The following is a 26056-nucleotide window of genomic DNA, read 5'->3' on the forward strand; positions in this document are numbered from 1 at the left end:
TTATATTGAGAAAGTTTTTTGCTTGCATAAAATTAAAGATTTTAAGAAATGATACAAATGGAGGTGTATACATATGGAACCAATGCTATGTCCAAGCTGTAAAACGAATCGTACTCGCTTTAATATTCTTGAGCAACAAGTAAAACCAGTCAAAATAAATCCACAAACTGGTCAAGTAGAAGAAGAATACACAAATGAAACGATGAATGCTTTTCATATGGCCTATCAAGGACCTACATACCGTGTCCAATGTGCTGTATGCGGACTTGTTGAAAACCCTGAACAATTTATTAAACCTGCGCAAAATCAGTCTTTCTAATAAAAACATGATTATCCCTTGTAGAAATAGATTTTTCTATAAGGGATTTTTTCGTTTAATACGGTAAAAAAACGTATTTCTTCCTTATTATATATTAAACTTCGCACTCTTTTGTTAATATTCAAAAAAGGACAATACATCAAGTAATATTAATATTTAGGATTTCGGATCATTTTAACTAGTGGTTTATTATTAAGAATCATTTCTTATTCATTTATGATTTTTATTTGGTTATAAGATTTTAATACTTAACTAGTAGTTCTACACCTTAATTGCATAGTTTTTATTATGTAAAAAAGAGTGAGCAAATTAAGTTTATATAGAAACAAAAGAAGTTGATCCCGGTTTTCCCTCTCATCAACTTCTTTTAAACTCCACTCTTTATTATAATATTTCACTTTTTAATTTTTTGATTTTCCAAGAGAGTCTTATAAAAAAGTACATCCACATACAACCTGAAAGACCTGTCGTAACTTTCGCCCACATTGGCAATCTTGATTCCATCGGGCTTAAAAATAGGTTATACATTGATGGTAATATACTTGCTGATATAATAACAAGGAATAGCAATAATTCATTTAGTTTTTGTATCCTCGTCTCTTTTTCTGAGTAAATATCAGGCAATTCATTAACCTCTTCTACCTCTTTACAAAAATAATTCCATCTTGTGAAACTTGTTACGCGTTTCCAACCTGACATTTCGTATATTTCGAAATACTCTTGTTGTTGTTCTTTCGAATCTCTATAAACCAATCTAAAATCAGCTTTGTATATTACATCTTTTGGCTCAGTTTTCTGAAACGTATACATTAAATTATATTTTTGTAATGCCCAACCTTGCTGATGCATCTTTCGTAAAAAAGCTTCTTCTTTTTCTAAATTCCATGCCGTAAAAAATTTAAATACCCTTTTTGTCTCCATCTTCCATTCACTCCCCTAATATACTATTTCCATTCCTTACAGATCTCTGCAATCTGTTATATTCTAGCTCTAACACTTCTCTCCCAAACGCCGTTAACTCATAGCACTTCTTTCTATCTGTAGAGGCAACTTCAACAATTAATTTTTCTTTAAGTAATTTCGTCGTATTCCCGTATAAAGTACCAGGACCGAGCTTTACTTCCCCATTTGTCATCTCTTCTACCATTTGCATAATTCCATATCCGTGCATTGGTTTCACTAGTGATAACAATATGTAATATGTCGCCTCAGTTAACGGAATATATTTTTGCGCCTTCCCATTCATTATAACTACCTCCGATACATCGCCTTATGATATATCGATATACGATACATCGTATATCGATATTGTATAATCATATTCCAAAATATGCAAGAGTAATTTAATAATTAAATATCCATTTCTTTGAATTAAAAAACCATACAAATTTTCTGAATAATTTGTTAAAATATAGAAATATTAGCTCTTTTATAATGAAAGGAATGGTACATATGATAAATAAATTGAAAGAAAACATCGGATCTGTGTTTGTTGGGAAAGAAAATGTTATTGATCTACTGCTCGTTTCACTTCTTGCTGATGGACATGCACTACTCGAAGACGTGCCTGGTACTGGGAAAACGTTACTGGCGAAAACCATTTCCAAAAGTATTGGTGGTAGTTTTTCTCGCGTTCAATTCACCCCCGATGTACTTCCAAGTGATATAACAGGTATTGAATACTTCAACCCAAAAACAAGCGAATTCGAATTAAGAATTGGACCAGTTATGACAAACATTTTGCTGGCAGATGAAATTAACCGTGCAATGCCGAGAACGCAGTCGAGTTTGTTAGAAGCGATGGAAGAACGACAAGTGACGCTCGAAAAACAATCTACGCCTCTGCCGAAACCGTTCTTTGTTATTGCGACGCAAAACCCAATTGAATCACAAGGGACTTTCCCTCTTCCAGATGCACAGCTTGATCGCTTTTTAATGACGATTTCAATCGGTTATCCTACTCCTGAAGATGAGCTACAAATGATGCGACGTTTTCGGAACGATTTACCATTAGAAAGTGTCACATCTGTCATCTCATTAGAAGATATTTTAGAATCTCAAAAACGAGTAAAAGAAATATTTGTTTCGGAACCGTTAGAACATTACATTATTAAACTTGCTCATGCTACAAGAAATCATGATTATATCGCTAACGGTGTAAGCCCACGTGCCACATTAGCTTTAGTACGTGCTGTTCAAGCTTTAGCCTTTTTACATGGGAGAGAATATTGCACACCAGAAGATATACAATTGTTAGTTCCTTCTGTTTGGAATCACCGTATCGTCTTATCAATGGAAGGTGCCCTGCGTACGACAAAAAATGATATTATGAAAAGTATTTTAAAAGAAGTTGACGTACCTGTGGAGATTGAGCAAGCATGAATGGACAGCGTGTTGTAACTGTGCCTTTATTTTTTCAACTCCATATTATTCAACTAACCGTTCCAATCGCGTTACTTTTCACATTCTTTTTCCCGCAACGAATGCTTATGTTTCTCTTTTTCTTCTATTATATATTTGCGATTTTTATTTATAAATATGTCGCTTTCATAGAGAAGAAGTTTCAAATCATAAATGAGAAACAAACTACACGGCTTTTTCCTGAGGAATCTGGACAGTTTTTTATTCATTTAAAAAATGGAGCCAGCATACCGCTCGTTAATGGTGTTTGTTACTTTCATTTAAATTCGTCCCTTATACCGCATAAAGAGCAAGGCATTGAACAAATATCAAAAACATTATTCTCTTTCCCATTTTCACAACCTGCACATTCGGCACAAAAATGGGGTTTAACATTAACCGCAACGAAGCGTGGTGTGTTTCAAATTGAACAGTTTGAATGTGTATTAAAAGATCCATTTCATCTATTAACTGTACATTTACCTGTTTTTGATAAATTAAGGACTGAAATTATTGTGTATCCTTCTCCTAAAGAAGTAGCAGGTTTGCAAGAACTTCAGCAACTTTTGAATGGATTTTATCGAACGAATTTTTCTTTTTACAATGATGAAACATCTATTATCGGTGTAAAGCGATATGAGCGTGAGTCTTTCCGCTCTATTCATTGGAAGGCATCTGCTAAAATGCAACAATTACAAGCGAAGCAATATGAACCTGTAAAAAATTATAGTTGGACGATTTGTCTTTCTTTAGCTGCCGATCGTGGATTTGGTTGGAAAGATAATGTAGAAGAACTTATTTCATATGCAACATACATTTTCCAGTACACAACGAAGCACCACATTCCGTTTGAATTGTTTATTAGTGTATTAGCAGAAGGCGGTGCATTACATGTACCGTTAAATGAAGGACAAACACAATATGCAAAAGCTTTAGAAGAATTAGCCCGTATTTCAGATGATAGTACGTTACTTCCGAAACAAGGATTCCTTCATTATGTAAAGAGAAAGAGAGAACGATCGTCTACAATGATATACATTGGTTTACAAAGAAATGAACTCCCTCTTCTCTCGCAGCCAACGTTTCTCATTACTAGTGAAGGGATGGTGGAACCAGTTGAAAACTTGGCTATATCACATTCATGATTTCATTCTGCTCCTCCTGCTTTCATTATTAACAGAAAGAGATGAACTAATTAGTATTGCAATATTTTTAACAACAGGCTATATTGGAGTATTTCTTATTCATAAATTTATGCAGAAAAAAACAACAGGATTTGTAATACTTTTAGTTCTTCAAATCGTTCTTTTCTCTTTATTTTTACCTTTTTCTCTTTTTGGCACAATCATATTACCACTATTTTTCTTTATCGTACATGTGGTCGGACCTGGATATCCAGTTCAAAAATCTTTAGGTGGTATTGTATGGTTTGTCGTTTCAGCTATATTTTATGCACCCTTTCCACCGTTGTGGAAACTATTAATGTTAGCCTTGCATCTTATGATTACATTTTGGTTAACCGGGGCAAATCGCAAACAACAACTATTACGTTTTGCTTCTATCATTACGATTGGCTTAATGAGTATATTAATTGTTCAAATATTTCCTTTCATTCGACTTATTTTTGGTTTTATAACGGAAGTAGTCGCATTAGGCGTCGGCTATGCTTTAATGCCATTAATTAAAGCAGCGGAATTAAAAGATACTGAAGATGTTTGGGCAAATAAAGGACATCTCTTAAAACCAAAAATTGAAGACGGAAAAAAAATTCCTGATTTTGATCCAATACTCATAAATAGCGCTACAATAATAGTCTGTACAGCTATCGCTATTTACGTCGTTTGGAAAATAGTAAAAAAACGAAAACATTTAAGTTTACCAAATATGCCCGCCTTCGAATCTACTATCATTACTGATAAAGAAGGAATGAGCCAAAATCCTTTTAAACGAAATAAACCGCCACATAACGAAATTCGGAAGGAAATTTTCAAGCTAGAGAGTAAGTTAACCCCTCCTTTAAATAGAAAACGGGGAGAAACTGTTGAGACTTGGCTAGAAAGAATAAACGATGAAGAAGATGTAAATATTCAAAGTGATATTATTATAGATGCTTATAATACTGTGCGTTATTCAAATGGTGCAAACACTGTACTTCTACATGAATTTAAGGAAGAGATTCATAAGCTTTATGCATATCAAAAAAGTTTGAAGAAACGAAAGAAATAACGTAATAAAAAGACTCCTATTTTTTCATAGGAGTCTTTTTATACTTCTACGTTGCTTTTTAAATGGAAGCATTCTTCCCTGCTTCAATTTCTAATGACTCTTCATGCCACCAAAGTGTTTCTTCAGGGTCTTCTTTAGCGATTAGGTGTGCTTCTTTTTTCGTTTCTACTGTAGGATATGAACCTTTTAGCGCACGCCCTGAAGTCGTAACGAATAGTACACTAAATACAACTAATCCAATAATACTTACACCTGCTAAATAAAATGCCGGTGCGAGCGGGTTACCAGTTGCATGAACTAAGTATGAACATACGAGCGGTGTTGTTCCACCGAATATCGATACAGAAATATTAAATGAGATCGAAAGTGCTCGATAACGTACATCAGTGAAAAAGAGTGATGGTAATAATGAAGGTAATGTTCCTTCATATACACTTAAGAAGAAACCTAATACGAAAATACCTGCAAATATAGCTGCAATATGTCCGTTACCTATTAGTAAAAATGCTGGAATTGCAAATACAGTTAAACCAAGTAAACCAATTTGCACAACGCGTTTATTACCAATTTTATCACTTAATTTACCGAAATATAGTGCTAGTGGAATCATAAGTGCCATCGTAATAGAAATAATTAATAAGCCTGTTGTTTCTTCGACTTTAAGTACTTGAGTTAGATAAGAAGGAATATACGAAAGAATCATATAATTTGTAATATTAAAGAAGGCGACAATTACTGTGCTTAATAAGAAGTCTTTTTTGTGATATTTAATAATATCCATAAATGAAAATTGTTCATTGTCTTCAGATTCCTCTTGTGCTTTTTCCATCTCTTCAAAGATTGGAGATTCATCTAGATGACGGCGTAAGTATAAACCGACCAAACCAATTGGTGCAGCTATTAAGAACGGAATACGCCATCCCCAGCTGAGCATTTGCTCATCTGTTAACAATAACGTCAAAATGGTAACAATTACCGATGCAGCAATGTAACCTGAGAGTGTTCCAATTTCAAGACCACTACCGAGTATACCACGCTTTTTATCTGGAGAAGATTCTGCGATATAAACCATTGCTCCTGAATATTCGCCGCCTGTAGAGAAGCCTTGAATCATTCGGGCAACTAAAAGTAGTATTGGTGCCCATACACCAATTTGTTCATAGGTTGGTAGTAATGCGATGAATAATGTAGAAAGTGCCATTAAAATAATAGTAGTACTTAACACGATTTTTCGGCCGTACTTATCTCCTATTCTACCAAAGAATACACCTCCGATTGGTCGAACGAGAAAGGCTGCTGCAAATGTACCGAATGTAAGTACAAGTTGCAATCCACTATTATCAACACCTGAGAAGAATAATTGACTTAAAATTACCGCTAAATACGCGTATAATCCGAAGTCAAACCACTCCATTGCGTTCCCTATACCAGTAGCAATTACTGCTTTCCTGGCTTGTTTAGGATTGACAATATTAACGTCTTGAGGTTCAAAATTTAAATCATTATTTTGTTGCATATAATAAAACAGCTCCTTTTTTAATTTAACTTCTTTAAGCACACCTTCTCTTATTGAATAAAATTAATTCGAAGCACTTAAGGGAAATCAACGTCTCCTTGTCTGTTATTATTATTTCACATAATTAATTATTTGTCCAATTAAATGCTCTTTTTGTATAAATTTACACCCTATTTAACTTTTTATAAAATGAAGTTTAGGCTATATAATATATACCTTTACACTACAAATGAAACTTTCATTTATTTATATTTATAACGTTTCTATAATTGCTTCCTCTAACTTAGAAATCAGTAACTTTTACTTAAGATTTGCATATATTTAAAAAGTGAACTCATTAACTCGAATTCTGTTTTATTACATTTAACTATAATATTATTATAGTTTTAAAGGAGGCTCTTTTATGTTGGAAATAATACTTTTACTTGCTACTGTTTCTTTTCTCTTTATTATTTCTGGATTTTTCATTACCTTAAAACAATATAAAGAAATTAAAAATATAAAGACTATATTAACTACAAAAAAAGAAAATGAGAAAACTTCATCTGAGAACTCCGTCCCGTTGCAATTAGACCTTAGTGTTCTCAATAATTTGCTCGCTTCTGGAATAAATAAAAACTCTAATTCAAGTAATGAAAATTGTGAGTCTGATAAAAACAAATGATTGTTATGCTTATAACAAAAGGAAAATATATCTCCTATTTTATCTAATCTTATTAACAACTACCTCTGATTAAAAAGGAGACTGCTTATGTGTAAACATTCAATTTCTATTATTATCCCTATACAACATAAAATAAAAAATTTAACTGGAATTTTGAAAGCATGTGAACAACTACAGCCTTTAGAAATTATCCTTACTATTAACGGATATACCCAGGATTCAATTGGGAGTGCAGATTCCTACAATTGTGAAATTATTACACTAGAAGAACCGATAGAATCTCCTAATCTTTATGTAATTGGTGCAAAAAAAGCAAAGGGGCAGTATCTCTTATTTTTAGATGAAAATTACATGGTTCCCCCCTCCTTACTTATACAATTTCTTCAACCATTACTAAATGGATGTGCTGACGTCGTATTAAATAATTTAGATGATTTTTTTTATCAAAAACAACAGCCCAATTTAGCAATGATTTGGCAGCAAGTTACAAATCATTTTTTTTATCGCCCAGATTTAAATATTAACTCCTTATTATTTCCTCCCTATGCAATGACAAAAGAAGTACTTGAGGTAATTAATCCAGATAATTTATCAAATCCCATATTGGCACAAATGAAAATTATTGAACATAAATTTCGGATTTGCGATCAATTAAACATTCCTATCCCTCAAGTTCTCCCTTTTCCTTCAACTCAACTCATTCATTATCATCTTGAAGCCATTGCAAATTGGATAAGTAAAATGCAAGATCCAAGAGGAAACTATACCGATAATAATCGAAAGCGGGATATTATTTTAGGGCTTCAAAACGGAGAACAAAAATCCATTCCAAAAATAATTACAGGTAAAGAGTTTTATTCAAATACTTATGGAGATCAACAATTATCAGTTATCATCCCTGTTCAAAATGAAGAAAAAATGATAGAATCTGTCATTTTTGAGGTACAAAAATTAAAACCTTTTGAAATTATTATTATTGTTAATGGATCAACAGATAAAACAGAGGAATTGGCGAAGGGTTGCGGTGCAACAGTTATAAGCTACGAAGAAGCACTTGGAAATGATACAGGACGTGCTGTTGGTGCCTTTTTTGCAAAAGGTGAAATACTATTATTTATAGATGGAGATTTCTTAATTTCTAGTCATGATTTATTACCATTTGTACAATCTATTCAAAACGGCACAGACTTAGCTTTAAATAAACTAGAGCACTACTATATGTATCGTCTACCGTATTCTATCGTCACCGCATGTAAATATGCTGTTAATTTAGCATGTAATCGAAAAGATTTAGGTATGGGATCCACAACTGCTGTCCCTCATGCTTTTAGTCGAAAATGCATTGATACAATTGGGTTTGATTCACTTCTTTCTCCAACCTTAAGTCAAGTGAAAACAATTTTAGCAGGGTTTCATGTGCAAAATGTCCATTCTGTCGACGTCGATAAGCTGAATCGTGTTCGACCTGAAAAACACTTCTCACAGGAAGGTTGCCTTTCATTAGCAACGCAACAAATCATTGGTGATCATATAGAAGCAATTTCTTACCTCATCGAACAAAAAAAGAAACACTGAATGCTTTTAATTGTATATTCTTACCACCAAATAATATATGAATTTATTTTAAATATATAGCAAAATAAAAAAGATGGTTGTAACCATCTTTTTTATTTTTACATTAGATCAAAAGAGAAGTAGCAGGCAGGCTTTTCATTTCTGTATCTTTCTTAAGAAGTTTGAAAATAGAGGCTTGTTAATGAAGAGTCAACACTTAAATCATCTTTTAGTGCAATTGAGAAACATGCAACTAATGGTAAAGTAATAACAATTGATCCACTAGGACTAATTACAATAGTAGGACTTGTCCCACATGTGCCTCCACAATCGACTACTGCATCAATTCCACTACCAGGGGTAATTGTAATTTTAAGACACACATCTAAACAAACATTATTCGTAGTACATGCCATAACTCTCCCTCCTTTCTTTTAACAATATATGCAGTTAATCAAATTCGGACACGACTCTCTTACTAAGTCTTGTAAATTAGATGCTATTTTACTATTCGTTTTATAGGCAATTAACGTTTGATTAAACTATCTAAATTAACTAAGAAACTCAAATCATCTTTCACTGCAATAGAAATACATGCGATAAATGGTATTACATTAAAATTAGACAAACTTTCATCATTGCACCTTACGAATATTTCTGCGCCACCATTTGGATTGACTTTAGTTTCTAAAGAAATATTAAAACAACTTTTATTGATGCAAGACAAAATATTCCCTTCTTTCTTATATCTAATATCGATTTATCCAAAAATAAAAATACAACTTTATTTACCCTTTACCTTCCATACTTAAAATAAAAAAGATAAAAGCTTCTTCATATATATAAAGAAGCCTTTACCTTTTAGTTACTTGTTCATTTACTATCAGTCAGTGAAACATGCTCTTCACTTGTACCTGAGCTAAAAATAATAAAAATTTTTGATTTTAGTTTCATTGCAATACTAAATATCGTCAAGTTGCATAAATGAAATGTTTAAGTTACTCATTCAATAGACAAATTTACCTTTTAAAATAAATCTTTAAAATCCTTATTCTTCAATAAATATGAAAGTCCTTCTAAATGATCCCCAGTAATTCTCAATACAGCTGGTGGATGTCCTATCGTCGCAAAATGCTCTTGTGGCCGAATACGATTTGGTTTCATTACATCTACAAAATGGACACATCCGACTTTATACCCTTCTAATATTGCCTTTACTTGTGCAACACACGCTGTGTGAAGAGTGTCCCAGCCAATTCCCTCTAAACATTTTCTACTAATAGCATGGGGAACAGCAATTGTAGATCCTACCCCTAAATCTTTACGGTTACAAGCAATATTCAAAATATATTTATATAAACTTACAATATATAGAGGAAATCTAAGATTTAAATTTAAATCATTTAAAACCATATCAACACCATCCGCAACAGCTTGCGTTAACGGATGAAGATCTTTTGCTGGAATAGCAAAATCAGCATCAATAAAGAGAAGTATATCCCCTGTGGCTTCTTGTGCACCAATTGCCCGTCCTACATCATGCCCTAATCTTTCTTCATAAACAATTACTGTTGCCCCTGATTGCTTAGCGATTACTTCTGTCTGATCTGTTGACCCATTAATGACAACAATTATTTCTTTCGGTTCAATTTTTCTTGCCTCAAGAATAACTTCTTTAATCGTTGATTCTTCATTTTGTGCTGGTATAATAATTGATAACTGTTTTCCATTATAAATTGATGAATTCATTCCCCATCCTTTATGGAAACGTGAATAATTCTTTTGTTTTTTTAACTGCTCTATAATTTCTCTTTTTCTTCCTCCATCTGTATAGTTACCTCTATCATCTTTTCGTTGTAACCAACTCTCCAAAGCTTTTATATTTTCTTTAATCTCATATACTTCTAATTTAGTTAATTCACTTTTATAGAAAGAGGTTTTGTTTGCGGGCATATTATTCAAGGAGGTGTTAGTGATGGCTGACGAGGATTGTAGTCGCCACCCTTTCTCAATAAGAGTTACTTGGGACAGAATAGGGTTCTGCAAGATATCATATCCAATGTCTTCAATTGCTTTTTTAGTAATAGCATATGGCATAGATAACATCGAATCATATTTTAAATCCATACGCCCCAATACATCGTTTACTATTTTTCTATACACCATAGCAATACTTGGCCATTCTACTCTCATCTTTTCAAAACATACGGAGTCTATGTTATTTAAGATTACATCCTGTTCCTTTTTCAGTATCGGTTCTATAAATCGCTCTAATTCTACCGAAAAAATAACATCTTCCCCATCTAAAAATAAGACTACATCACCATTGGCGATTTTTGCCCCATGAACTGGTGCTTTCCGTTTACTTTTCTCCTCAATCACAACAACGTTACTTTCAACAAATGTTGGTATAGATTGTATCGCACTCATTCTATCATCAGCTACAATAATAATTTCTATCGGTTTTATATGCTGCACTTTATTTAAAATTTGATTCAATTTTGATTTTTCTTCTCCTAAAACTATAACGACTGATAGGTCCACTTCTTTTTGTTCTTCTTTTACAGTCTGATTAGGTTTTACTTTTTTTATATATTCAATTGTTTCACTCTTCCCTACAGCTGCATGCCCTGCTTTTTTATCAAAATATAAGTCAATTATAATTTGATTTACTTCCGTGTCTTTATCAAGTTGCTCTAATTCGGAAATAAATGGTAGCAAATGATTTTGCACATCAAATTCACACGCGAAATTTTGCAAAAAATAAATATTCGGTACATATTTAATGTGATTAAAAAATTTCACAACATTAATTCTTTCGCCAAATTTCTCCTCAACTTCTTCTCTTGATAAATTTGGATAAGACAAATCGAAAACTAGATTTATTGGTACAGGTATCCATTTTAATAAATTTGTTTGAGGATTATTAATTAAAGCTGTGGAGCCCTTAACGAATCCAGCTAAAATTAAAGACATAAATCCTCCCCCGGAACTGCCATAAAACAACACATTTTTCGAATCAACTTTTAACTTTGCAAATACTATTTCTAAAATATTTGCTATATCTTGTAAATAAAATCTATTTAACTCTCCCTGTCCCCAGCCTAAAGATAATTTTCCAAGATATAACGTAGGGTCATTATAATATATAACAGTATCTTCAAATTCATCCATCCAAGAATGTCGATGAAAAATAGGTGGACCAATTGGCTGTTCTTGAAACCCACCTGCTCCGGATCCAAAAACAATAGTGTTAGAAGTATCGGGCTTAATACGAATTAAAAATTCATACGTTACTTTATCCCAATCAACCTTGAGTATAAATGGTTCTGTAATTTGAAAATCCATTTGCCATAATTGTTCATATGAAATGTTAATTTTTTTGTACTGGTCTAACAGTTTAATCACCCTTTCCATCTATTTCAAGATGTTCTATTAAGTAAGAGAGAGCTTCAACGTGATCACCAATTATTCTTAATACTGCCGGAGGATGTCCATTGTAACTTACATTCTCCATTAAACGAATTCTATTCGGTTTTACAACATCAACGTAATGTACACATTCTACTCTATACCCTTGTAATATAGCTTTTACTTGTGCAAGACTAGGGCATAGTAAGCTTTCCCAGCCTATTGCATCTAAACATGATCTACTCATAGCATGTGGAATTGCTACTAATGAGCCATTGCTTAATTCTGGACGATTATATGCTAAATTAAGCATATATTTTACGACGTCTACAACATAAAACGGAGGATGTAACATCGGATTCAAATCATTTAATGCTATGTCTACACCAGCTGAAACTGCTTTTGTAAAATGATGCAAATTACTTCCTGAAACACTAAAATCACCATCAATAAATAAAAGAATATCTCCTGTAGCTTCAAGCGCTCCAATAGCACGTCCAACATTATGACCAAGTCGTTCGTTATATTCAATAATAGTAACACCAAGTCTTTTAGCAATATTAGCCGTTTGATCTGTCGAACCATTTACAACGACAATTATTTCTAGTGGTTCTATTTTTCTCGCCTCAAGTATTACTTGTTCTATAGTCTCTTCTTCATTTTGTACTGGTATAATGACAGAAAGTTGTTTCCCGTTATAAATTGAAGAATGCATTCCCCAGCCTCGATGATACGAAGGATACTGCTTGCTTTCACCTAATCTTTGAATAATATCTCTTCTTTTTCCTGCATCAGTAAATCCTACTCTTCTTCCCTTTTTCTCTATCCATTTGGATATACCAATTAAATATTTTTCCACTTTCTCTTTTTCATTTTCTAATAATTCTTTTTTAAATAAATACCCTTCTTCTTCTAACATTTCATCTTTAGATAACGTTCTTATTGCATATTGATTGTTAATCCGCCAGCCTTGATTCACTATGTTCATATGAGCTAGAACGATATCTTTTATATAATCAAAGCCGATATTTACCACTACTTCTTTCGTAAGTGCATATGGTAATGAAAGTATTGAATTGCTTTTTAAATCTGGTCGACTTAAAATTTCATTTAACATTTTTCTCCAAACAATATCCATATTCGGACATTTACCAACTTCTATAAATTTATCTATTCTGTTTAATACTACATCCGCCTGATTTGTAACAACTGGCTCAATAAAATTCTTCATTTCAGTTGAAGATAATAAAAAATTACTATCTACAAATAACAATACATCTCCTTTTGCTGCCTTTACAGAAGCTTCATACCCATCATAATACGTACTATATTTATCCATCAAAACAATATGGCATTTATGTTTCTTTGCTATTTCATACAAATTACTTCTATCGTTAGGAACGAAAATTATAATTTCAAGAGGATTTAGCTTCCATATAGATTGAATTGACTCTTCTAACATTTGCTCTCTTTCACTGTACAAAATAATAACCGTTAACGATTTCATTACACGCCCCCTTTACACATTATGTGACATAAAATATTAAGTATTACCATTTCCTATGAATTTGCTACTTTATTAACATATTCAAAAGTGAATTATACTGTGTAAAAACAACCGTCTATTTTTAAAAATATAAGTTCTGCACTTACCTCCTTTCTCTTATCATTGTTTGTTACAACTCTCACCATAAAAAACAAAAAAAGTCCTAATTTCTTTAGGACTTTTTTAAATAAATTTATCAATATTATTAATTTTATATACTACCTTTTTCCATGTTATACCGCGATCTTTTGTAGTAAATATTTCTTTTTTATTACACGCCCAACCTTTACGCCGATTAAAAAAATGCAAACAAAATACATTTTTTAATAATGGATTGCTTGATACTTTAATCCATTTTGCTCCTTTTTTTATTATTTGATACACACTCCCATTTTCACTATTTATAACCCAGCCATAATAGGAACTAAAAAACGAAACAGCCACTTTACTAGTATTTATTGTTTTATTTGAAATATGCCACGAATTCCCCTTATCAAATGAGTAATTCATTAAAAATACATCATCATTCATTTTAGTTGGTATTACTAATAAGTTATTTTTATAGATTGCTTTATAAGCCATAGCAGTCCCATTATTAATTCCTTCAAGACTTGGAATATCTTTTATAGGATGCCAACTTTCCCCACCATTTATTGTTTTAAATACCGTTGATGTTTCATAATGTTTTTGTAGTGAAATAAACCCAATTAGATCGTTTATAAATGTTATCCCTGAAATACTATCACTAATACTTATATTTTTTATTACTTTCCAAACTTTCCCTTTCGTTTTCAAATAGTATAAATTATGTTCAAATTTATTTGATGCAAGCTTTCTAGATAATACAATCCATATACTATCCATATTCGTAGCATGCAATTGTACTTGAACATCAGTCGATTTCTCCCAATCTTCTTCAACCGGTAAAATAAACTCACTCCACCTTTCTCCTCTATTAACTGTATAAAATATAGCTGGCAATAAATCGTCATTCTTTTTTGTTAAACCATATGCCCAAGAGCTTCGAGCGTTTATTGGATACCCAAATAATACAATTGAATTAAGAGGATTGACAACATCCCATTCTACTCCTCCGTTTCGAGTATATAAGATAGCCTGCTTTTTATTTGTATATTGAATACTAGCCCAACCATATTTATCCGTTCTCATTTGTAAAGAAGTAAATTGAATATCATTATTTTCCAATATATCACCTCATTCTTATTATTTATATATTCGTATGCTATTATTTTCAAAACGTTCTATCATTAGTTATTTAAACCACCCGCTTTATCTACTATCTTTATACTTTCCCTTTTCTTCACCACTCAAATATAACGAAATTCCTTCTATTTTTCCGTTATCATATACAAACGACTGTATTTTACAAAATTCAACTATAAAAAATGCACTCCAATTGTAAACTATCCCCAACAATTAGAGTGCACTTTATATAAAATATAGCTTTTAATTTTTAAGCACTTACTACAGTAGCAACCTTATCCATACAAGTAATAAATTGAGTAATAAATGTATCAATTTCTTCTTTTGTAATTATATATGGAGGAAGTAAACGGATGATATTCCCTTGTGTTACGTCAACTAATATCCCTTTCTCCATTAGCTCTACCTGTAATTTTTTCACATTTTCATTTGTATCATTTAAACTAATTCCAAACATCATACCAGCATGACGTACTTCCTGAATATAATAAGAATTTTCTTTCTGAATTTCTTGTAATTTATCATTTAAATATAGTGACGTTTCATACGCTTCGTGCATTAAACCATCTTCAATCAATGTGTTTAATACCGTTAACCCTAAAGCCGTTCCCATTGATGAATGAGCAAATGTTGTTCCATGATCTCCAGGTGCAAATACATCACATAGCTTTTCACCTACAATAATTCCTCCTAGCGGTATCCCGCCTCCTGCTCCTTTACCAATTTGAATAATGTCCGGTGTGATATTAAAATTTTGATACGCAAACAGTTTCCCGGTTCTCCCCATACCACTTTGAATTTCATCAACGATAAGTAGTAGATTGTATTTCTCACATAAGTTTTGAACGCCATGTAAATATTCACGCGATAAAGGATAAATCCCCCCGCTTCCTAAAACCGGCTCTAGCATAATCGCAATTGGATTTTCATGAATAATTGTTTCTTCTAATTGCTCTATATTTTCGCGCTCTACTTCATATACAGGAATCGATGTTTTAGGGAAATTTTGATATACACTTTCTTGTCTCGTAAAATGAAGTGCCCCTAACGTACGCCCATGGAAACTATTCTTCAGCACTACAATTCCTTCACGTTCTTCATTCGTATTAGCTCTATATTTATCAATTAATTTCAAAGTTGTTTCTGTCGCTTCCGTACCAGAGTTTGTAAAAAAGACCTTTCCGTTTTTTAATGAGCAATCCACTAATTTCTTTGCATACTCAATCGCAACTGGGTTTAAAAAATGAAACGGCAGATGCAACGATTTTGTAACTTGCTCCATTGTCGTTTGTACAATTTTAGGATGATTGTATCCTAATACATTTACTCCTACGCCAGAAAATAAATCTAAATACTCTTTACCATCTACATCATATAGTTTACATCCTTCTCCTCTTTCCATTGCAACCTCTGTACGACAATATGTAGACATCATATATTCTTTATCTAATTGAAACCAATCCGACATGTTAAATTCCTCCTATTTATTTTCCCTGTTTATTTCTGTTCATTCTCTATAAACTCATGTATAAATTCATTTTTTAGATTAAAATTTTAATAGTAATTTTCTTCACGATATTCATTTTTCCATAATTTCTTCTATTTCAACAGGTCCACTACATACACGTTTTTTTCATCTAGCGGTCTGTTACTACTTTGCATATCATACATAATCAAGATTATAAAATCATATTTAGTAACAATAGACGAAATAAATTTGGAGGCTATATCGATGAATGAAAACTATGATAAACAGGGGCAATCTTTACTAGGGAATCACTTTAATGAAAAAGGCGAACGTAATGAACAAGCTACCCTTCACTCTCAAACAGTTGGTTCACGTGGACCCGTACTAGAGCAAGATAGTGTACTACATGAGTCATTACAACAATTTATTCATGAAAAAATTTTAGAAAGACCTGTTCATGTAAAAGGATTTGGTGCGTTCGGTTATTTTCAAACGATATATTCGATGTCTGAACATACTAAATTAAGTTTTTTACAAAATTCTAATGAGAAAGTTCCTGTTATGGTGCGATTTTCGTTAGCTGTTAGTACGAAAGGAACACCGGATACTGCTAGAAATGTACGCGGTTTTTCTACAAAATTTTATACAAAAGAAGGCATTTTTGACCTTTTATGTAATCACATTCCTGTTTTTTCTGTCCGTGATCCGATGCGTTTCCCTGAAACGATTCAAGCATTATTGCCTTCACCTAAAAATAACTTAATAGACCCTAATAGATTTTGGAATTTTGTCGCTAAAGCACCTGAATCTATTCATTTTGTTGTCCGTTTATACTCTAATAATGGTACGGCCAAAAGTCTTCGCCACATTCCAGGGCATAGTGTTAATACATATGTATGGAGAAATGCGGAAGGTAATCGAAAGTATGTAAAGTATCATTGGTACCCGTTTGAAGGTGTACAGTACATTACTAGTAAAGAAGCAATTAAACTAGCTGCCGAAAATCCTGATTATAGCGGGAAAGATTTATATGATGCTATTGAAAATGGTAAACCAGTGGAGTATGGTTTATACGTCCAGCTCATGGATCCGAAAGATGAAGCGCACCTTTCTTATGATCCTTTAGATGACACAAAAGTATGGGATGAACAGACGTATCCTCTCATACCAGTCGGGAAAATGGTATTAAATAAAAATCCTGAAAATTTTATGGAACAAGTAGAAAAAGTCGCATTCTCTCCTTCTAATTTACTGGATGGTGCAGAACTATCAGATGATAAAATGCTGCAAGGGCGCGCTAACATTTACAGTGATTCACAAAGAAGAAGAATTGGTCCAGAATTTCGCAAATTAACGATTAACCAGCAGCAAGATTGGACACCTGCTAATCAAATTACAACCGGTGAAGGAAGGTACGTTGAAGGTAAACTTGAAAGAGCTTCTATAACGAAACAGGATGACTTTACACAAGCTGGTGAATTTTATACGAAGTTACAGCCAATAGAAAAAGAACATCTCGCTGAAAACTTAGCTAGTGATTTGAAAGTTATATCCGATGATATTAGGGAGATCGTTTTGGGGTATTTCAATCAAGTATCAACTGATTTGAAAACAAGCATTGAGACAAAAATGAAAGAGCATTAAGAAGATTAAAACATGCTTTACGAATGAGAATTCAGATCTATATTAATTATTTTCTTATCAAAATCCAATGAGGTTATTTAAATTAAAAATATAAAGCCAACATATCCCTGTTCTATAATTAGAACAGGGATATGTTGAATTAGTTTAATGTTTAACATTAAATACTTTATTTCGCTAAAAAATGTAATAAGTAGCCTTTCAAAACAAACTATAGTAAACTATTTTACTTGTACCGTATAATTCCCTGTTCCACCACCATACTTATATACACTTAAGTAATATTTCCCTGGCTTTGCATTATAATTTCCAAGCAATTTGTTTCCATCACGTTTTGTTGCATAAGCTACATAATTATTTAAATCTGATTCAGAATATAATACCCAGTTCAATCCAAGATTTTGTTCGTTCGTAACAGAAATTTGTAAATCTTTTTGATCCTTTACATCAATAACAAATTTATCCCCCTGATCTTGATCGCTCAAGGTTCCTCTTAACAAAATATTCAAAGATAGTGGGTTTGCTGTTTCAAATGAATTATTTGGTTCTTTTTCTACAGCCGTACCTTCTTCCGTATTCACTCCGCTAAACACAACATCATATTCAAATTGCCCAGCATTATTTACACGGTAATTTACAAAATAAGCAGTCAATGTTTTATATCCAGTCCACTCTTTTCCTGAAAGACGTTTCAACATATCATTCGTTGCTTCATTCATCACTTTCCAGTCCTCAACTTCTCCTTTAGCCGCACTTCCTGTATATGTCCCCTGTAGTGTAAATGTATTAAAGAATTGTGATTTATTCTTTGTTACTTTCACATCTTTTAATTTCGCTTCATTCGTAATATCTGAAGTAACGTCCGAAAGCGATTTTGGATCATGCTGAGTTAAATACTCATCTGATACTTGTGGAATTGTATACTTATCACGATTATCAATAAGCATTTGCATATAAGATTGATATTCTTCATTTAACTTATTATCTTTGCTTAATGTAGCACGGTATTCATCGTAACTTGAAACATCATTTGCGCGAATTAAATCATGTACTTTATCGAACATTTCTGGGCGCTTATTATACATATATGATTGCAGTGCAAACGAATAATTATAAAAATCCCACGTTCCATATTTCGCATTTAATGTTTGTGATGCTGTATAACGTTTTGCAGGATCATTAGATAACCCACCAATTATACTTTTTCGTGGTACTACACTATCTAATCGCGTTGCACCTGCAAAGAACTCTGCATTCCCTTCTTCAAACCATGTTAAACGTTCATTTTGATACATTTCCCCTTGGCCCCATAATCCCTGAACTTCGTACCTTCCCTGTAAGTAGTGCGTAAATTCATGGCGGAACAATTCTTCCAGACTATAAATACTTTGCTCTGGTGTACGTTCATATGTAAAGAAAGTCCCTGTCCCTTCAATATAAATCCCACCATTATTCGTTTCATATCCGTACAGTTGACGATTAAATTGATACTCATCTGGGCTATTATAAATAACCATCGTTAACACATCATCAGCATGTCCACTTTCAAGTGGTTTATCGCTACCAACTGTACGATAAAATTGAGAACGCACCTCTTTTGCCGCCCAGTATAGACGTTTAATTTTCTCTTCGCTAACTTTATCCCCAGCTTTAAAGACAATTGCACCATCATCAAACGTATACGTTTTCGGTAAATATTTCTTTTTACCCTCTTCTCGAATTTGATCTAAATTTACAGTTTTTCCACTCGCATCTATTCCTCCATAATTTGTAGTAATTTGTTCTGCCGCAACAAAGTATTGCTCTCCTAAATATGGATAAATTCGCATTGCATCTGTAACAACTTGTTGTCCTTTTGTGGGCGTGCTATGAAGCTTGCCCAATCGGCCAGCATAGTAAATTCCATTATTAATTAACCATCCGTTTTTATTTGTTACTGTACCAAGTAGTGCAAAACGATTTATTTCATTAATAAAGTTATCAATATTTCGAAACCACATCGTATCTTTTGGCTCTTTTCCAGTCGTGTACATATCCGTCTGAATATCAAAGTCAATTCCCTTCATCAACTCATATATAGCGTCTCCTTTTGTTCGGTCTTCAATGAAAGTTGCAAGATTATCGTTATATTGTTTAAAAATTTCACCTGCATATAAAACCGTTTCAACATCTGCTGATGCATTTCCAATTAATTTTCCATATGATGCAATTACTTTATTTTGTTCTGATGTACCAAGTTTGAAATTTGGATTTTTTGCAATTGTTTTTAAAGCTGGTAAACATTTATCATGGTAGCTACGCTCATTTAGTTTGCTTAATTCATCATGGTAAAAACCTAAATAAAACGCTGCACGTAGAGCTTCTACTAATGTTTCAATCCCTTTTGAATCATCTTGCGTATAAGCTTGTCCTTGTTCTGCTAGTTTATTAATAATCGCTTGCATTCGGCTATCATCTTGATAGAATTTAAGACTATCACTATTAAACTGAAATAATTCCGGAATTTGATACCATTTAATTGTCACAAGAAGATCAGTTAATTGTTTATTATTTAATTGATTTAACTCAGCCATCGAATACTTTTTTTCTTCAGCTAACGGCTTAATATTATCGGTTGGTGCTAGTGGACGCTGCGATAAATCCGCTAATTTTAACCGTTTTGTAAAAGATTCATTTTCTTGTACTTTTGAAGGGTGCGCCAATTCATTAACAGATTTCTGTATTCCTACCGGCTCCATTTGTAATACGTTCTTCACATTTTTCTCTTTTGTCTCTGCTTGAATTTGCAAACCATTACATGTTATTGTCACTAGTCCAACACCAAGAATCCACTTAGAAATTTTCGAATATTTAACCATACCATTGCCCCCTAATAATTTAAATGAAAATTCAGAATTTTAAAATCAAAAAAACCACTTATTTGTATGTATTTACAGTTCCGCTATAAATACAACTATGATTAATAATGCAATAGTAGCTTGTTTTATACTATTACGAGTACAGATTCCTTACATACAATCTCCCTTCCTTACATGTAATACAAGCAAAAACCGTGCCAATCATATTTCTTATGAATAGCCAACATTCTTTTATAAATACTGTAGAATAAAATATACATAGGTGTTTCGGCAATGTATAAATCATTTGACACAAAATCTAATGTTTATGAAGAACAAATTCATTGAATGTTATAAGTTCATTAGCCAGTGAAAAATTTCCAACTAACAATATCCCCAATTTTTAAATCTCTCAAAAAAAGGTAAACAAACATATTCCATAAAGCTAATATGTTCGTTTACCTTTTTCTATTTCAAATCAACAGCAAAATATCGTTGAATAAAAACAGCATGAATAAGTATTTTGTTATTCATTTCTCTTTTTCATATAATCTTTTTCACATTGCAACGGCTTAAATTTCACTTTTTTCCCTTTCTTCTTTTTCGTTTTTATAACGAGCCATTCCCCTTTTTCAACGTCTAGTTTTAGGCGTTTCATTACATTGATATTATCTTTTTCTTTATAAAGTAAAAATGCTTCTTGCGCCCTCACAAATAGGCTGGGCTGTTCGCTAAATCCACCACTATCATAAATTTTAGTTAGCGAAGTATAATAAGAATCATTTTCCTTTCCACCATACATCAAATGAGCAGCCTCCAGATCTCTTTTACTTACTTCCCAAAAACTATGTTCATCAATATTTAAATTAAATGTGGATTTAATGTCCTGTATTATATTCTTCACATACTTTTCATCTCTAACTTTTCTTTCTTCGAGACAATCCGAAGATAACTCTGGTGCATCTGATTGGGAATGTGCAACGTGTTGTATCGATACACACAGAATAAATACGCTTAAAATGTAAAATATTTTTTTCATATTTACATATCACCTCAAATGATTTAGATACTATATCATTTGAGGCTTACAATATTCTTATGCTAATAATAAGAAAGATCCTATAAAATAAAATTTTTATAGGATCTTTCCTTTTAATATTGCTTTATCAAATTCACGGGCGGGGCAACTACCTTACTACTTTTCACTTCATATAATCCTATAGGTGTTACTCGTATGAAAGGCAAGTGCGTCGCAGAAAAGAATAAAATTGTAAATGCTGGATCATCATACGCGTAGCCACGCTCTTGTAGTAATTTCACCATCTGTTTCTCTTCCTGTATTAATTCTCTCATTTTTAAATTAGACATAATCCCGAGCAATGGTAATGCTATTTCGTGTAACACTTCATTGTTTTCTACTATGACCATTCCACCACCGAGCTCTTTTACTCTACGAAAAGCTGTAAGCATATCTTCTTTTCTTTTTCCGATAAGAATGATGTCACCTGTACCAGAATAAGAGCTAGCAAGCCCACCTAGTTCTTTTGCAAAACCTTTGACAGCTATATTCACTTGCCAACTGCCATCACGAGCAATCATCATAAGGAAACATTCATCATGATCTGTGGACAATTCATCACAGTCTATATTGATTTCACTAGTGTATGGTTTTGTAATAACGTTATTTAATAAGTGTATCCCCGTTTTATTAGAGAAAATCATATCCTCTTTTTCTATTGACCAATCTAATGATAATGGAGTTACTTTATGTTTACTCCAGTCTATATGTAATGCCTCATGTGTATTTACACCGTCACGCTTCACCCATTTCCCCTTTGCAAGGACACTAATTGGTACTGGGTTTTCTTTACTTTCTAAAATATTGATATTAGCAATTCTACCTGTCGCAATCGAACCATGTACATGTTCCATATTATAATAGCGAGCAATATTATAACTTGCCATATCGTATGCATCTATTATTGGCACTCCTTGTTTTATCGCGGTAGAAATCATAACGTTTGTCATTCCATTCTCATAAAACGAAGGATGTGAGCCGTCTGTTGTAAAAAAGAATCTATCAAACTGCTTTACGCCTAGTTCCAACAATTCTTTCAGTAAAACTTCTAAATCTGGGCGGATTGAAGAATTTCTTAGGGAAACAGTGTAACCTTGCATAAGACGAGTGAAAGCTTCCTGCCCTGTCATCGCTTCATGATCACAATCTGTACCTAACAGTTTTAACTTCGCTAAAGTCGTTTCAGATGCACCCGGAAAATGTCCTTCTACTTTCTTCTGCAATCGCTTCGTTTCCTGCATCCAAGTTAACATTTCATCATCGCCATGTAATAGTTTTGGCCACGCTGTTAGTTCGCCGCCTTGAAGAACTACTTTATGCTTAAGCCATTCTATTATTTCTTCACGATTAAATAAAGTTTCCCCGTTTTGCAATTCAGTTTGTCCATCAAAACGACACCACCAATACATACTTGCTGGAATCTTTTCAAATTCATCTAATAAACGAAATGCTTCTTCACGCTTTAATGTGAAAAATAAAGTTAAATTATCATTAATAAAAGTTGTTGTCCCAAACTGCATCGCATGATTCGCTAAAGTTTCAGGATTATATAATTGATATGGATGTGCATGAGGTTCTATGTAACTTGGAACTACATACTTTCCATCACAATCAATGACTTCACATTCATGCAGTTGCACTGGCAGCTTTTCCCCTACATAAACAATCCGGTCATCATAGATCCAAATATTTGCTTGCATCCACTCGCGCATATAGGAATTTAAATAAGTTGCGTTCTTACATAAAATGTGCGGACTTCTTTTACCATCTATTATTTCAACATGTTCTCGTAATTGTTTATTACTCCATTTATAATGATTTTCTCCCATTGTATTCAACTCCAAATCAACTCATAATTATTTTGATTAAAACGAGAAATAATTAACTAACTAAAGTATTTCCCATTCATAACTCCCCTATTGGCGCCCCTATATCCTTCATTATATTTAATAATTTTAAAAATAACAATTTTCAGAACCACATACCTTTTTTATCCAAAATAAAAAGAATGTCATGTAACTGACATCCTTTTTATTTTTATCGTAAGCATTAAGATTGATTTTCACTTTGAAATACAATTGATGCCATATCATAAATGCAACTACTGTCCATAGTTGCGAACTTAAAAAAGCACCTCTTTTAAATATAACTATAACAAAATTCCATTCACTTTCTTTTCATCTATTTATTAAATTCAATTTGCATCATTTTATTAAACTGCGGAACAATATCGCCCCCACCTATAGAGTTGAGACTGATAGCCAATGTATGTTTGCCTCCAATTACTCCCCCAGCAAAAGTTGTAAATCCAGGAATTCCTCCTCCATGCCCCCAAACTGAAACACCGTTTGGAAGTTTAGTCTCATAGATTCCAAGACCGTATGCGTCACCAACCCCTTTTCCTTCTATAGGAACTGTAGTAAGCATTTCTTTTAGCTCGCGTTCCTTCAGTAACTTACCACCGAGTAAAGATGAAAAGAACTTATTTAAATCATCCGCATTAGAAATCATATCTCCAGCTGCATTAGCTAAACTCGGATTATAATAAGTAATATCTTTCAACTCGCCTGTTCCTTCCATTTTTACATATCCACGAGCATGATTCTTTCCTGGGATGACGGGTGAATTTCCTGGTAAAAACGTATTTGATAGGTCCAAAGGTTCAATAATTCGCTTTTCGATTTCTTCCGCATAACTATTTCCAGTTATTTTTTCAATAAGCATTCCTAGTATTACGTATCCTGTGTTTGAATACAACCAGTCTTTACCCGGCGAGAAATCTGGAGGCAGCGAAAGGCCTATTTTCACTATTTCTTCTGCTGTATACGTTTTTTTCGAATTCATTATGTCCGCGTCTTTTGACTTTAAGTATTCAGCGATACCACTCGTATGATTCAAAAGTTGTCGTATCGTAATTTGATTACCATCATACCCATTTCCTTGCACGAGACCCGGTAGCCACTTTTCAATTGGATCGTCAAGTTGTAAGCGCTTTTCTCCTACTAATTGAAGAATAGTCGTGGCAGTAAACGACTTCGTCACACTACCAATCCGAAAGCGATAATCCGAATTCACCGGTTTCTTTGTACTTAAGTCCGCCACGCCAGCAGTAAAACTACTAGTTTTTCCGTTATTAGACGCCTTAGCTAATATTCCTACAGCACCAAGCTGTACTGTTTCCTGCATTACTTGTTTCCAGCCATTACGATTCTTTTGATCATGTACTTGTGACGAACTAGAAATATTTTGAGTTGACTCTGCAGTCACAGTAAAACCAGGTGTGAATAGAGCAGTACCCGCTAATAAAACTGCAAAACTTGCTAACTTAATTGAATTACATTTTTTCATAAGGCTTTCTCTCCTCCATTAATATCGGATTGATTCAAGCTATACTTTCATCCTATATGATAAATCTCTCTTTTTTCTTATCCATTCCTTACGAAATACTTACGTTTAAATTTAAATACGGTAAACTGAGGAAGAGTTATGCATGCAAATAAAAAGAGAACATGTTTTCATTTTTTATGTAAACATGTTCTCTTAAACATTTAAAATTCTATATCAACTTTTCATCCTATTCTTTACACAACTAATTTATATTCCTTTTTACCAGCCCGCACTAGCATTCATACCATTTCCAATAATAGAAAGTAATAGCGGCCATAATACTGGTCCTAGTGTAAGAAATACATTTAGAAGTATGAGCATTCTATATCCAACGGTGAAATTGTGATTTTTACGATTAACAAATACTAAACTGATTAATGATATTATAGTTGTTAAAAATAATACTAACATTAGCAACCAATACCACACCATTAAACTAAGACTCCATGGTGTTAATAGCTCATGTATGATACAAAATGAGATTCCTAATACAGAAAAACTAAAACTAGTCACCGCTGTTTTTATAAGCCATTTATTTATTTTTTTATCGTATGTATTTTTACAATATAAATCTATTAAAGTATATAAAGATAAATATGCCATTAATACACCTATCCAAGACAATAACCAGTCTCCGTCCCCTTTGAATAATACGTACAGTAACCAACACATACCTACTGCTGAAAAAACAAAGGAAATAAGTATGCTTTTTAATACCGATTTCATTACATTTTCACACCCTTAAAAAATTAAAAATTAATTATAATTTATAAAAATTAAGTATA

21 protein-coding genes are annotated in these 26056 nt (G+C 32.8%); 7 read left to right on the plus strand and 14 right to left on the minus strand.

Going from position 1 to position 26056, the window contains the following annotated elements; translation table 11 throughout:
* Positions 1–73 precede the first annotated feature (73 nt).
* Positions 74–319 (plus strand): hypothetical protein, encoded by a 246-nt coding sequence (locus tag EBQ15_RS07590; RefSeq protein ID WP_000433602.1) that lies wholly within the window; start codon positions 74–76, stop codon positions 317–319.
* Between the two features lie 384 nt (positions 320–703).
* Here EBQ15_RS07590 and EBQ15_RS07595 read toward each other — a convergent pair whose 3' ends face one another.
* Together EBQ15_RS07595 and EBQ15_RS07600 are read right to left on the minus strand one after the other, a co-directional pair.
* Entirely contained in the window at positions 704–1240 is a 537-nt protein-coding gene (locus EBQ15_RS07595; protein ID WP_000448684.1) for a DUF2812 domain-containing protein, read from the minus strand.
* Between the two features lie 7 nt (positions 1241–1247).
* A complete protein-coding gene (locus EBQ15_RS07600) occupies positions 1248–1565 on the minus strand; it encodes a PadR family transcriptional regulator (protein WP_001013433.1) in 318 nt (105 codons plus the stop codon).
* A 206-nt stretch (positions 1566–1771) separates the two neighbouring features.
* On the opposite strand from EBQ15_RS07600, the gene EBQ15_RS07610 reads away from it, so the two are divergent.
* Genes EBQ15_RS07610 through EBQ15_RS07620 form a run of 3 tightly spaced genes read left to right on the plus strand, consistent with a single transcriptional unit; the run spans position 1772 to position 4945 of the window.
* Positions 1772–2701, plus strand: coding sequence for an AAA family ATPase (locus EBQ15_RS07610; RefSeq protein ID WP_000608776.1), 930 nt, complete (start codon positions 1772–1774; stop codon positions 2699–2701).
* A complete protein-coding gene (locus EBQ15_RS07615) occupies positions 2698–3864 on the plus strand; it encodes a DUF58 domain-containing protein (protein ID WP_001014390.1) in 1167 nt (388 codons plus the stop codon). Before EBQ15_RS07610 ends, EBQ15_RS07615 begins: the two co-directional genes overlap by 4 nt.
* On the plus strand, positions 3836–4945 hold the full coding sequence (locus tag EBQ15_RS07620) for a DUF4018 domain-containing protein (RefSeq protein ID WP_000860482.1): 1110 nt from the start codon (positions 3836–3838) through the stop codon (positions 4943–4945). Before EBQ15_RS07615 ends, EBQ15_RS07620 begins: the two co-directional genes overlap by 29 nt.
* A 58-nt stretch (positions 4946–5003) precedes the next feature.
* Here the strand turns inward: EBQ15_RS07620 and EBQ15_RS07625 are convergent, their stop codons facing one another.
* Positions 5004–6461 (minus strand): MFS transporter, encoded by a 1458-nt coding sequence (locus EBQ15_RS07625; RefSeq protein WP_001186925.1) that lies wholly within the window; start codon positions 6459–6461, stop codon positions 5004–5006.
* A gap of 403 nt (positions 6462–6864) precedes the next feature.
* Between EBQ15_RS07625 and EBQ15_RS07630 the strand changes: the two genes are divergently transcribed.
* Together EBQ15_RS07630 and EBQ15_RS07635 are read left to right on the plus strand one after the other, a co-directional pair.
* A complete protein-coding gene (locus tag EBQ15_RS07630; RefSeq protein WP_000889739.1) occupies positions 6865–7125 on the plus strand; it encodes a hypothetical protein in 261 nt (86 codons plus the stop codon).
* 87 nt (positions 7126–7212) lie between these two features.
* Complete coding sequence (locus EBQ15_RS07635; RefSeq protein WP_000335112.1) at positions 7213–8700, plus strand: glycosyltransferase family 2 protein; 1488 nt, start codon at positions 7213–7215, stop codon at positions 8698–8700.
* A gap of 152 nt (positions 8701–8852) precedes the next feature.
* On the opposite strand, the gene EBQ15_RS07640 is transcribed toward EBQ15_RS07635, so the two are convergent.
* The 6 genes from EBQ15_RS07640 to EBQ15_RS07665 form a co-directional block, all read right to left on the minus strand.
* The gene (locus EBQ15_RS07640) at positions 8853–9095 is read right to left on the minus strand and encodes a hypothetical protein (RefSeq protein ID WP_000752474.1); all 243 of its coding nucleotides are present in this window, start codon (positions 9093–9095) and stop codon (positions 8853–8855) included.
* Between the two features lie 110 nt (positions 9096–9205).
* Positions 9206–9406: a hypothetical protein gene (locus tag EBQ15_RS31855; RefSeq protein WP_002098269.1), complete on the minus strand. Its 201-nt coding sequence runs from the start codon at positions 9404–9406 to the stop codon at positions 9206–9208.
* A 299-nt stretch (positions 9407–9705) separates the two neighbouring features.
* On the minus strand, positions 9706–12027 hold the full coding sequence (locus tag EBQ15_RS07650; protein ID WP_001999975.1) for a bifunctional glycosyltransferase/dipeptidyl aminopeptidase/acylaminoacyl peptidase: 2322 nt from the start codon (positions 12025–12027) through the stop codon (positions 9706–9708).
* A gap of 52 nt (positions 12028–12079) precedes the next feature.
* Positions 12080–13597, minus strand: a complete 1518-nt coding sequence (locus EBQ15_RS07655; RefSeq protein ID WP_000839317.1) for a glycosyltransferase family 2 protein — start codon at positions 13595–13597, stop codon at positions 12080–12082.
* Positions 13598–13819: 222 nt separating this feature from the next.
* Positions 13820–14842 carry a hypothetical protein gene (locus tag EBQ15_RS07660; protein WP_000429621.1) on the minus strand — a complete coding sequence of 341 codons (1023 nt, stop codon included), beginning with the start codon at positions 14840–14842 and terminating at the stop codon, positions 13820–13822.
* 268 nt (positions 14843–15110) lie between these two features.
* Positions 15111–16328, minus strand: coding sequence for an aspartate aminotransferase family protein (locus EBQ15_RS07665; RefSeq protein ID WP_001286470.1), 1218 nt, complete (start codon positions 16326–16328; stop codon positions 15111–15113).
* A 264-nt stretch (positions 16329–16592) separates the two neighbouring features.
* Here EBQ15_RS07665 and EBQ15_RS07670 point away from each other — a divergent pair, with 264 nt between their 5' ends.
* Positions 16593–17972 carry a catalase gene (locus tag EBQ15_RS07670; RefSeq protein WP_001005109.1) on the plus strand — a complete coding sequence of 460 codons (1380 nt, stop codon included), beginning with the start codon at positions 16593–16595 and terminating at the stop codon, positions 17970–17972.
* 218 nt (positions 17973–18190) lie between these two features.
* On the opposite strand, the gene colA is transcribed toward EBQ15_RS07670, so the two are convergent.
* The 5 genes from colA to EBQ15_RS07695 all read right to left on the minus strand — a co-directional run bounded on the left by colA (position 18191) and on the right by EBQ15_RS07695 (position 25997).
* Positions 18191–20827 carry a collagenase ColA gene (colA, locus tag EBQ15_RS07675; protein WP_000241887.1) on the minus strand — a complete coding sequence of 879 codons (2637 nt, stop codon included), beginning with the start codon at positions 20825–20827 and terminating at the stop codon, positions 18191–18193.
* Positions 20828–21332: 505 nt separating this feature from the next.
* The gene (locus EBQ15_RS07680) at positions 21333–21845 is read right to left on the minus strand and encodes a hypothetical protein (protein ID WP_000719370.1); all 513 of its coding nucleotides are present in this window, start codon (positions 21843–21845) and stop codon (positions 21333–21335) included.
* 113 nt (positions 21846–21958) lie between these two features.
* On the minus strand, positions 21959–23713 hold the full coding sequence (locus tag EBQ15_RS07685) for an adenine deaminase C-terminal domain-containing protein (protein ID WP_000504387.1): 1755 nt from the start codon (positions 23711–23713) through the stop codon (positions 21959–21961).
* A 352-nt stretch (positions 23714–24065) separates the two neighbouring features.
* Positions 24066–25232: a serine hydrolase domain-containing protein gene (locus EBQ15_RS07690; protein WP_000710632.1), complete on the minus strand. Its 1167-nt coding sequence runs from the start codon at positions 25230–25232 to the stop codon at positions 24066–24068.
* 258 nt (positions 25233–25490) lie between these two features.
* Entirely contained in the window at positions 25491–25997 is a 507-nt protein-coding gene (locus EBQ15_RS07695; protein WP_000843833.1) for a DUF3902 family protein, read from the minus strand.
* Positions 25998–26056: the final 59 nt, after the last annotated feature.

This window comes from Bacillus sp. 2D03 (assembly GCF_003946765.1).
GTDB classification, from domain to species: Bacteria; Bacillota; Bacilli; order Bacillales; family Bacillaceae_G; genus Bacillus_A; species Bacillus_A cereus.